Here is an 11,228-nt window from a genome sequence, read left to right as displayed (position 1 = left end):
TCTTCCGAAAAAGTACGCTTCGATTTGATCCTTTTTCCCGTTTTTAGCATCTTGATTCAGATTTAAAAACGGTCAACCTATTTCAGGGAATGACAGATTTAAAGAACTTCGAACAATAAACAGCTTTGTGCCTTCGCGCCTTATTGGAAATCAAAGAATGAAAACAACCTCCATCATCGGTCTAGGTTGGATTGGACAGCCTTTAGGGTTGTACCTTCTGGGAAAGGGTTTTCAGGTCCTTGGTTCCACGACTTCTGCTGAAAAGCAGGAAAAACTCAGCCAAAAAGGACTCCAAGCCATCCGATTTACCCTCAATCCTCATCCTGAGGGAGTTGGGTTTAATTTACTTTTTCAATCTGAGGTGTTGGTGGTCAATATTCCTCCCCGTACTCGCAGTGGAAATGGGGCTTTTCACTTGGAGCAAATCAAGTATTTGAAAAGCTTAATCGACAATTCTCCGATTCAGAAAGTAATTTTTGTCTCAAGCACGGGGATTTATCCGGATTTGACATCTGAGGAAAAGTACGCGGAAGATTTTCCACTTTCAATTGAAAATACAGGGAATGAAACGATTTTCGGTGCAGAACAACTGATGGAAAAGGACCGAAAATACGACTTAAGCATTGTACGCTTTGGAGGATTGATGGGAGAGGACCGGATTCCGGGCAAGTATTTTTCAGGAAAAGAAAATGTGGCAGGCCATACCCGGGTCAATTTTATCCACCGTCAAGATGCTTTGCGGATGCTGGCTTGGGTGATGGAAAAGCAGCTTTGGAATGAGACCTTCAATGGTGTGGCACCGATTCATCCGCTGAGAAAAGAGATCTACGAGAAAAACGCCCTAGATCTCGGCATTGCCCCGCCTGGCAGCTACCAAAACGAACCCGAAGGCAAAGACCGATTGATTGATTCCAGCAAGATTCTGGAGACGGGGTTTGAGTTTGAGTTTCCGGATCCTATGAGATTTAGATACAGTTGAAACACGGTTGAAATACATTTGAAGTAAAGCTCCCTTCGGTCGCGGAATATTTTTGTCACTAGCTCCTCTGGACTTGAATTTTCTAGGTAGTTATTTCTCTTTTTTCGCCCAACAAAGGAGGGCTTATTTCCACAGTATTTCATTCATCCTGTCTACGTTTTATTTCGCGAAACATCTCTCAACTACAATTTCTCCATCCTATCTCGCGACCGCAGGGAGCCTATTTTTTTTGTATCTCGTGCAACCTATCTTTTTTCTATTCTGCCTACAGCTACTGCTATCTGCTTACTTTTTTTTCAGCTTTCTGACTTCATCTTCACCGATTAAAAGATAGCGGTGCAGATATTTTTAATGATATCGCTTGCTGGGATATCTCGCGACCGCAGGGAGCATATCTCTATAGTATCTCGTGCAACCTATCTTTTTTCTATTCTGCCTACAGCTACTGCTATCTCCTTACTCTTTATTCAGCTTTCTGACTTCATCTTCACCGATTAAAAGATAGCGGTGCAGATATTTTTAATGATATCGCCTGCTGGGATATCTCGCGACCGCAGGGAGCATATCTCTCTAGTATCTCGTGCAACCTATCTTTTTTCTATTCTGCCTACAGCTACTGCTATCTCCTTACTCTTTATTCAGCTTTCTGACTTCATCTTCACCGATTAAAAGATAGCGGTGCAGATATTTTTAATGATATCGCTTGCTGGGATATCTCGCGACCGCAGGGAGCATATCTCTCTAGTATCTCGTGCAACCTATCTTTTTACTATTCTGTCAACTGTAACTGCATTCTGATCACTTTTACCTTCCGCCTTCGTGTCTTTGTGGCAACCTTCAAATGCCATCTTGTCACTTTTTCACTCTTGGAACGGGCATTGATAGGGTCACTTCGTCAACATTTTGTAACTACTAAACCGATTTATACCATGCAGGAAAAAGGTACCATCTCGATCCATACCGAGAACATTTTCCCGATTATCAAGAAATTCCTCTATTCTGACCATGAGATTTTCCTTCGGGAACTCGTCTCCAATGCAGTAGATGCTACACAGAAAATCAAGAGACTGGCTACCCTTGGTCAGTACACCGGCGAATTGGGAGACATTACTGTAGAGGTGGCTTTTGATGAAAAAAAGAAAACCATCACCATCTCTGACAAAGGTCTCGGGATGACCGCCGAGGAGATCAAAAAGTACATCAATCAGATTGCTTTCTCCGGCGCGACGGAATTTGTGGAGAAATTCAAGGATGCCAAAGATGCCAATGAGATCATCGGCAAGTTTGGTTTGGGTTTCTATTCCGCCTTTATGGTGGCCAAAAACGTGGAAATCCACACCCTTTCCTATCAGGACGGCGCCGAACCGGCCATTTGGACCTGCGACGGCAGCACCGAATTTGAAATCAAAAAAGGAAAGAAAAAGGAGCGCGGTACCGATGTGATTCTCCACATCAACGAAGAATCTGAAGAATTCTTGGACAAGTGGAAACTTCAGGGCATCCTGGACAAATACTGCAAGTTCCTTCCTGTGCCGATCAAGTTTGGCACCAAATCCGAATCCGTAGAAGACGGAGTCGATGACAAAGGAGACAAAAAGTGGAAATCTATCGAGGTGGACAATATCATCAACACCACTTCTCCGATCTGGACCAAGTCACCAAGCGATCTGAAGGACGAGGATTATTTGGCATTCTACAAGAGTCTCTACCCAATGGGAGAGGATCCGCTTTTCTGGATTCACCTCAATGTGGACTATCCGTTTAACCTCACCGGGGTGCTTTATTTCCCGAAAGTGAAGAATGAATTCGAGCTTCAGCGCAATAAGATCAAGCTTTTCAGCCGTCAGGTATTCATCACCGATGAGGTGAAAGATATCGTACCTGAATTCCTGATGCTGCTTCACGGGGTGATCGACTCTCCGGATATTCCGCTCAACGTATCCCGAAGCTTCCTGCAGGCCGATGGCAACGTGAAGAAAATCAACAACTACATCACCAAGAAAGTAGCCGAAAAGCTGTCCGAACTCTTCAAAAAAGACCGCAAGGCCTATGAAGAAAAGTGGAATGATATCGGTCTTTTTGTGAAATACGGCATGATTTCCGAGGAGAAGTTCTACGAAAAAGGAAAAGAATTTACCCTGCTCAAAAACACCAAAAATGAGTATTTCACCTTGGATGAATACCGTGAAAAGGTAAAAGCAATCCAAACGGACAAAAACGAACAGACCGTATTCCTATACGCCACCGACCTCAACAAGCAGGATAGTTTCATCGATTCAGCGAATAAAAAGGACTACGATGTGCTTGTGCTTGACTCTCCGATCGACAGCCACTTTATCCAACATATCGAGACCAAGATCGAAAAGACGCAACTCAAGCGAGTGGATGCCGATGTGGTGGAAAAGCTCATCCAAAAAGACTCCACCTATGCCAATCTCCTGACCGAAGATCAGAGCAAATCCGTGAAAGAACTCTTCGAAAAGGCGATCAACAACAAAAACTACAGCGTGGAGATCGAGGGCTTGAGTCCTGAGGAAATGCCCGTGACCATCACCATGGAAGAGTGGATGCGTCGGATGAAAGATATGGCACAGACCGGAGGCGGACCAATGAGCTTCTACGGCAGCCTGCCAGACAGCTACAAAGTCGCCATCAACGGCAACCATCCTGTCGTGGACAAAATCCTCAAAGCCGAAGGCGAGGAAGCCCAACTGAAACTAGCCAAGCAGGCATTTGACTTGGCTATGCTTTCTCAAGGCTTGCTGACTGGAAAAGATCTGACTGCCTTTGTGAAGCGAAGTGTGGAGATGATTTGATCTCCAATGCAAACCCTCCAAGGATTTTGAACCCTTGGAGGGTTGATTTATTCAATCCCCGGCTACTTGTCGGGGATTTTTTATTTTTTGCAGTTGATTTGCGTTTAGTTTGATTTGATACCTAAAATTGATCCATTTAATAACAAATTGTATTTCAGCTGGTTAGAAATTGAATATTTTTTAGAACTAAAAATAAATTAATTGATTTTCAACTAGTTATAAATTATGTCTACAAATTAATTCGTTCTGATCTTGATTTTTTGAACTGGGGGGGGGTATGTTTAGTTCAAGTTCCACGCGCGGCGAGCTTTTTAATCAATTTGTTAAAATTCAAAAAATCTTTAAAATGAAAAAATTTATTTTGCTAATCGGTTTCATTGGTATGGTCGGGGCCGCTCAGGCTAATGAGCCATGGAGATACGAAATGGTGAGAGAAGCTTGCAACCGAGTAGAGGGTGCTTCTTTCTATGTATGTCGATCAACAGAATTATATGTTGGCTGTAGTGTATCCGCCCAGACATTGTGTCCTGGATATGGCGGAGCTTCAATCGAATAATTTCAGTCTAAGGCTGCATTGAGAAAATGCAGCCTTCCATTAATTCAACTTGTTCATGATACAAAGACTGTTTTTAGTGATATTGGTTTTGTTTGTGGGATGCAGTATCGAATCTCAAAATGAAACTTCAAATCAAAATATACCAATCGACCTTGATAATGCCACAGAAGCAAAAGCGAGTGAGGTTTATGAGGATATAAAATATGTGTTTTTGAAAAACCCAGATCAATATCCACTCGTCAGGCCTTATAAGTTTAAAATCCAAAAAGACTTACTTGGAATTGAAGATGAAGGTATGGAACAATATGTTTTTTTCGATCTTGAGGGTAATCCACTTTTCAAAATTGCAGGGTCTTCCGGGGGAGGCCCGGGAGAGTTTAAACGAACTGAGGATTTTCAAATCTCTGACAATCAAATTATAATCAAGGATCCAATTTTATCCAAATTTTTATTTTTTGATAGAAAAGGAAACTTTATAAATGAGGAAAGATCTAGGGTTAGAACAAGTTACTTTTTTAGAAATACTGACACTGAACTTCATTATTCCAAAAATATAAGAGAACATGGAGATTATGAGTTTTACCGGATAGAAGATGATAAAATTATCAAACTTTTACCTTCAATTTCGCCTGTAAAAGATATCGTTTATTCCAATAAAGATAGTTTTATATTAGATGAAGATCGGAATGAATTAATTTTTCAAATACCTTATTCAAACAAGGTGGCTTTCTTTAGTTTGGGCGGAAATCTTAACCAATTGGTGGAGTTTGATTTTGGGAAAAAATATTTAAGTGATGAAGTTCAGGCTAAATTGGAACCTGAGGAATTGAACAATTTGGTTATGAGTGAGAATTTAGTGACAGGAATTGGATCATTTTTTCCAATTGGTGACGGTTATATCATCACATTTGGTTCTGGTTATAGGTATAGTCACCAAGTTTTCCTAGATAAGAAATTTGAGGTCAAGAGTCACTTTGGTAAAATTATAAATGATATTGATCGAATGCCTATTAAAACTATTCCATGGTTTTTTTACGAAGATCGATTAGGCTTTTTCATCCCCTCTAGTGAATTCTTAGCGAATTATTTGGAGAAGTTTGAAATTGGAACAAAGGAAATAGATAATAGTAATCTTCATGAATTCGTTTCAAAGTATCAAAATGAATTAGGCGGAGATTCCTATGTACTCACTTTTTTGAAGGTGAAGAAAAGCATTTTTAGCATCTAATGATAAAGACAATACTTTCGCCCTAATGCTTCTTTTTAAGAAATTCTACTCAATAAATAGGTGTACTTCAGCAATCTAAAAATCAGACCTTTCCGATAACTAAAAATTAACTGATTTTCAATTAGTTATGGTTTTTTGAAAATAATTATTCGTTTATTCTTGACAAAAACAAGGGGGAGGGCATTACATTTAGTTCAAGTTCAATGCGCAGCGAGCTTTTTAATCAATTTTTTAAACTTAAACCCTTTTAAAAAAATGAAAAAAATTAACTTAGTTTTAGTAATCTTTTTATTTATATCATCATGTAGTTTAAATGACGATAGTTCAGGAATCGAACTATTAGAAAAAGAGTCAAACAATTTCCTTACGACAAGTGATTTAAAAAAAATTGGTGAGTTTTATAATCAAATTCTAGAAAACATGGTGTTTGATGATGGAGTTAATAAAAAAGCAAAAACCTTTCTTGGGAAAAATGCTAGGACTCATGTTGATTCTCTTGAATTTATGAGAGAGCTGCAAAGCTATGTTTCTAATTATACTAAACAGCTGAATCTTACAGCTTTTGATTCCATTTTAGACAACTCTGAATTTAGATTTTGTGATGAAGAATTGATTCGTATTTTACGGGATTTAAATGGTTTTGAGGTACAGAAGAAAAATAATAATTTAAATTACGAGGCAATTGAATGGGATCAAAATCAGGTTTTAAGTTTAAGCAATATTTCAGAATCAAATCTACTAATTGAAATTTCAAAACTGGAAAATCTTACCAAAAAAGAACTCTATCAATCACCTGAAAGCTTAAATGTAGTTTTATTAGGCTTGAGCATTGGGAAATATTCAAATCAATTTTGGAATCTCAGCCCAAATACCAAAAAATATCAAACTGAAATAAATTGAAGAACGACAGGATGGATAACTACAGCATGGGCTGATGTGACAGGTGCATATTCCTGGGGAACTTGGGGAAGTTTGGCAGGCCCTGCCGGCACTGTAATTATGGGGGCAAATGGTGCATTGTTATGTTCTGGAGCAGTTTACTTGGCTGAATAGCATCTTCCTTAAGCCACTTAAAAATATTCTGATTATGTTCAACTTTGTTTTTATAATTTTCCTTACCGTGTTTTCTCTTTTGAGTACGATTTATCTTTATAAAGAGAATTACAAAAAAAATGTATTTGACAGTAATACCTTCAAAATTGAAGGTGATAAATCAGAAGTCTTTCAAAGAATAAAAGAATCATCCAGATTACATGGATGGATTTTGATCGAATCATCAAATGATGATTACTTAAGATATAAAATTCCTTTTTCTATGTTCTTTTGGGGAGGCATTGTGAAAGTGTTTTTGATAAGTAAAATCAATCAAATAGAAATCAATTTTCAGAAAAGGCCAATTTTTATTAAAAGTAAAATACAGGACTCAATTCTTGAAAAGCATGTGGCAGAAGTTTTGGAAGATATAAGTATTGGTAAAATATAAAGGAGGTTTTGATCTTCATGCTTAAATAAAATTCTTTTATTAATCCCCGGCTACTTGTCGGGGATTTTTTCATTCCCCACCCCCGTACTAGGCTATTTGGAGAAATCCTGTATTTTTGGTCATGCTTTCCAAAAAGACCAAGTACGCCCTTCATGCCCTGACTTACCTCGGTAAACATCGGGAAAATAAGACCGTCCTGATTCAGGACATTGCCGAAGAGCATGGCATTTCGCATAAGTTTCTCGAAAACATCCTCCTTGAGCTTCGCAAAGCAGGCTACCTCGGCAGCAAAAAGGGCAAAGGCGGAGGCTACTATCTGATCAAAGAACCCAAAGACATCCCGCTCTCCCGCGTGATTCGGCTCCTCGATGGCCCCATCGCCTTGCTTCCCTGCGTCAGTCTCAACTACTACGAACCCTGCGCCGAATGCAAGGATGAGTCCCATTGTGGAATCAACAAGGTCATGGCCCAAGTTCGTGATGAAACACTTAAAATACTGGAAAACAAGACCTTGCAAGATATTTTAGAAGGGGAATAAAAATTTTTGTCTATAAACCCTATAAAAAACATAGGGAATATATACTTTTGTTTTCCCTTGCCGTATAGTCTGCTATGATTTTAGATTCATTCGCCAAAAAACTCTTTTCCTCCAAGCCCGGGAAGGACAGCAATGCTAAAAGCTTGCTGAAGTCGATATCCTGGAGAATCGTCGGTACCATCGATACGATTGTGATTTCTTACTTCGTCACAGGTCAGTTGGTGATGGCAGTGTCTATCGGCTCGGTAGAAGTAGTGTCCAAAATCCTGCTTTATTACCTGCACGAGCGGGTTTGGGAAAATGCAACCAAAGAAAAATCCAATGAGCCAGCCACAGAACTTGTCCGATCTTGAAGCTAAGCTAAACGACCTTAGTGCAGGAGCAGGGCTTGCGCTAATCGCGGAGCTATTTCCTGAGAAAGTGGTGTTTTCGACCTCCTTGGGCCAGGAAGATCAGGTGATTACCCAGTTGATTGCCTCTCAAAACTTACCTATTCAGATCTTTTCGCTGGATACGGGAAGACTGTTTCCGGAGACCTTGGAGCTATTGTCCAGAACAGAAAGCAAATACAAAACCCGAATCAAGGTCTATTATCCGGATACGGCTTCGGTTGAAAAGTTGGTGGGTGACATTGGTATTAATGGCTTTTACGAGTCAGTTGAAAACCGGAAATCCTGCTGCTTTGTCCGAAAAGTGGAGCCTTTGAAGCGAGCTTTGGCAGGGAATGCCGTTTGGGTAACCGGACTTCGGGCCGAGCAAAGTGCCAACCGGAGCGAGATGAGGCGGATCGAGTGGGACGAAGCTAATCAGATTATCAAGTACAATCCCTTGTTGGATTGGACCTTTGAGCAAATGATCACCTACATCGAGGAGCATCGGATTCCATATAATCCACTCCACGATCAGGGCTTTATCAGCATCGGCTGTGCGCCATGTACCCGAGCAATTCTCCCAGGAGAAGATGCACGCGCTGGCAGATGGTGGTGGGAGGATTCGAAAAAGGAGTGTGGGTTGCACAGCAAATAAGACACAAGATTTTAGACGCAAGACCCAAGACTTCGACATTCGAAATTTGAAGATTTTAAGAATTATAAAAGACAATAAGAATTTGAAACAAGGTTTAGATGCTCCTCACAAGCTCGTAAATCGTACTTCGTAAATCGTAATTCCTATGAACCTATTCATACCTAACCCCAAAGAAGCAGAATCCATCTACATCCTGAGGGAAGTAGCGGCGCAGTTTGAGCGTCCGGTTCTGCTTTTTTCCGGGGGAAAAGACTCGATTACTTTGGTCAGATTGGCTCAAAAGGCCTTTTTTCCCGCCAAAATTCCTTTCCCATTACTCCATGTGGATACCGGACACAATTTCCCTGAGACTATTGAGTTTCGGGATTGGTTGGTGAAAGAATTGGGCTTGGAACTGATCGTCAGAAATGTCCAAGACTCTATCGACCAAGGAAAAGTCCGTGAAGAGCGAGGTCGCTATGCCAGCCGAAATACGCTTCAAACGACTACGCTATTGGATGCAATCGAAGAATTCAAGTTTGATGCTTGCATCGGTGGTGCAAGACGGGATGAAGAAAAAGCCCGCGCCAAAGAACGGGTGTTTTCCGTCCGAGACGACTTCGGTCAGTGGGATGAGAAAAACCAACGCCCAGAGCTATTCGACATGCTCAATGGGAAGATCCACGTGGGCCAAAATGTCCGTGTATTTCCGATTTCCAACTGGACCGAACTGGACGTGTGGGAATATATCCGCACCGAAAATATTGCCATTCCAAGCATCTACTTTGCGCACAAGCGGGAGGTGTTTTTCCGTGATGGCATGATTTGGACTGCTAATGAGCACGTCTTCCGAGAAGCCCATGAAGAAGTAGTGGAGCGTATGGTCAGATTCCGAACTGTCGGTGACATGACCTGTACTGCAGCGGTACTTTCCGAGGCGACTTCATTAGATGATGTCGTTTCCGAGATCCGGGAATCAACCATCTCTGAGCGTGGCGCCCGAATAGACGATAAACGATCGGAGGCAGCGATGGAGACGAGGAAGAAGGTAGGGTACTTTTGAGAATAAGAGGCAATATAGAAGAAGATAGCTGCGCAGATAAACTGAGATATAGCTAGAGCTGAGATAGAGGGACAAGATATCTTAAAGTATCTTCTAAATATCTCGCGAAGCATATCTTAAAATTCAAAAATGATCTAAAGTAGAATTTGATAATAATGGACATACAAGGAAGAAAACTCATCAAAATCGCTACCGCTGGTTCGGTGGATGATGGCAAAAGCACCTTGATTGGGCGATTGCTTTACGATACGCATTCCCTGACCACAGATAAGATTGAGGCCATCGAGCGCAGCAGCAAGCAGCGGGGATACGATTACCTTGACTTTTCACTAGCCACTGATGGCCTGGTTGCGGAGCGCGAGCAGGGTATCACCATCGACGTGGCTCATATTTATTTCAATACTGATAAGACCAACTTCATCGTAGCGGATACTCCCGGGCATGTGGAGTACACGCGAAACATGGTGACAGGAGCTTCTACTTCGCAGGTAGCCATCATCCTGATTGACGCCCGCAAAGGAGTGATCGAGCAAACCTATCGACACTTTTTCATCAGCAATCTTCTCCGCATCAGTCATGTAGTAGTGGCGATCAATAAAATGGATTTGGTGGAGTACAGCGAGGATGTGTTTTTGAAAATTAAGGCAGACTTTGATGTCTTGGTCGGTAAAAGTGACTTTACTGAGGAGCAGATTACGTTTATTCCTTTGTCCGCTTTGAAAGGAGAAAATGTGACCCGCAAGTCAGAACACATGCCATGGTATGTGGGAAATACCCTTTTGGATCATTTGGAGGTGTTGGAACCCGAGGATTTGCAAGAAAGTGCCGCCGCTAGATTTCCGGTGCAGTTAGTCATCCGTCCCAAAACCGAGGCCTACCATGATTTCAGAGGCTTTTCTGGAAAGCTTTATGGCAATTCGCTCCAAGTCGGTGACCGGGTTACGGTACTTCCTTCAGGAAACGAATCCACCATCAAAAGCATCCACTTCTTTGATAAGGAGTTGGAACGTGCTGCTCCGGGTTCCTCTATCGTGCTTACGCTTGCCGATGAAGTGGACTGCAGTCGCGGGGATATGATCGTGAAAAGCGGGGAAGCTCCAAGTAGCGAAAAATCAATTTCAGCCACCATTTGCCAAGTCAACAGCAAAGCCTTGAAAGTAGGTGGAAAATATATCCTGCAGCATGGCATCAACCGGGTTTTGGCCAAAGTCGATCAGATCGAAGCCAAAATTCATACGGATTTCTCAGGAACTGAAGAGGCCGAGCAGCTGAAATTGAATGACATCGGTAAGGTCAATCTTAGACTCAGCAAGCCGATTCACTTCGATTCCTACCACCAGTCCAAGTCAAACGGAGCCTTTATCCTGATCGATGAGGGAACCTATGATACGGTGAGTGTGGGATTTATTGAGTAGCAGAAAGAGATTAGATACTAGACACAAGACGCTAGACATAAGACTTTGATGTTTGACATCTGATATTTTAAAATGTAGAATATCGAATGTCGAATACTGAACTCCGAACGGAGAACATCGAGCCATAAATAACAAGCCCTGACGA

General features: G+C 41.5%; 10 protein-coding genes. All 10 read left to right on the top strand.

Going from position 1 to position 11,228, the window contains the following annotated elements; all coding sequences use genetic code 11:
- Window positions 1-157: 157 nt before the first annotated feature.
- The 10 genes from CLV31_RS19470 to CLV31_RS19420 all read left to right on the top strand — a co-directional run bounded on the left by CLV31_RS19470 (window position 158) and on the right by CLV31_RS19420 (window position 11,083).
- A complete protein-coding gene (locus CLV31_RS19470) occupies window positions 158-979 on the top strand; it encodes a Rossmann-fold NAD(P)-binding domain-containing protein (RefSeq protein WP_111394757.1) in 822 nt (273 codons plus the stop codon).
- A gap of 929 nt (window positions 980-1,908) precedes the next feature.
- Window positions 1,909-3,795: a molecular chaperone HtpG gene (gene htpG / locus CLV31_RS19465; protein WP_111394756.1), complete on the top strand. Its 1,887-nt coding sequence runs from the start codon at window positions 1,909-1,911 to the stop codon at window positions 3,793-3,795.
- A gap of 611 nt (window positions 3,796-4,406) precedes the next feature.
- Window positions 4,407-5,579 (top strand): 6-bladed beta-propeller, encoded by a 1,173-nt coding sequence (locus CLV31_RS19455; RefSeq protein ID WP_111394754.1) that lies wholly within the window; start codon window positions 4,407-4,409, stop codon window positions 5,577-5,579.
- A gap of 255 nt (window positions 5,580-5,834) precedes the next feature.
- On the top strand, window positions 5,835-6,479 hold the full coding sequence (locus CLV31_RS19450) for a hypothetical protein (RefSeq protein WP_111394753.1): 645 nt from the start codon (window positions 5,835-5,837) through the stop codon (window positions 6,477-6,479).
- A gap of 187 nt (window positions 6,480-6,666) precedes the next feature.
- Window positions 6,667-7,062, top strand: a complete 396-nt coding sequence (locus CLV31_RS19445) for a hypothetical protein (RefSeq protein ID WP_146250934.1) — start codon at window positions 6,667-6,669, stop codon at window positions 7,060-7,062.
- Window positions 7,063-7,183: 121 nt separating this feature from the next.
- Window positions 7,184-7,600 carry an RrF2 family transcriptional regulator gene (locus tag CLV31_RS19440; RefSeq protein ID WP_111394751.1) on the top strand — a complete coding sequence of 139 codons (417 nt, stop codon included), beginning with the start codon at window positions 7,184-7,186 and terminating at the stop codon, window positions 7,598-7,600.
- A gap of 74 nt (window positions 7,601-7,674) precedes the next feature.
- Window positions 7,675-7,953: a DUF2061 domain-containing protein gene (locus tag CLV31_RS19435; protein ID WP_111394750.1), complete on the top strand. Its 279-nt coding sequence runs from the start codon at window positions 7,675-7,677 to the stop codon at window positions 7,951-7,953.
- A complete protein-coding gene (locus CLV31_RS19430) occupies window positions 7,922-8,626 on the top strand; it encodes a phosphoadenylyl-sulfate reductase (protein WP_111394749.1) in 705 nt (234 codons plus the stop codon). The genes CLV31_RS19435 and CLV31_RS19430 overlap by 32 nt, the downstream gene beginning before the upstream one ends.
- Window positions 8,627-8,771: 145 nt before the next feature.
- Window positions 8,772-9,668, top strand: a complete 897-nt coding sequence (cysD, locus tag CLV31_RS19425; RefSeq protein ID WP_111394748.1) for a sulfate adenylyltransferase subunit CysD — start codon at window positions 8,772-8,774, stop codon at window positions 9,666-9,668.
- Between the two features lie 155 nt (window positions 9,669-9,823).
- Window positions 9,824-11,083, top strand: coding sequence for a sulfate adenylyltransferase subunit 1 (locus tag CLV31_RS19420; RefSeq protein ID WP_111394747.1), 1,260 nt, complete (start codon window positions 9,824-9,826; stop codon window positions 11,081-11,083).
- The last annotated feature ends 145 nt before the right edge of the window (window positions 11,084-11,228 follow it).

This window comes from Algoriphagus aquaeductus (assembly GCF_003253485.1).
In the GTDB taxonomy this organism is placed as follows: domain Bacteria; phylum Bacteroidota; class Bacteroidia; order Cytophagales; family Cyclobacteriaceae; genus Algoriphagus; species Algoriphagus aquaeductus.
This window is presented reverse-complemented; position numbering and strand designations above follow the sequence as displayed.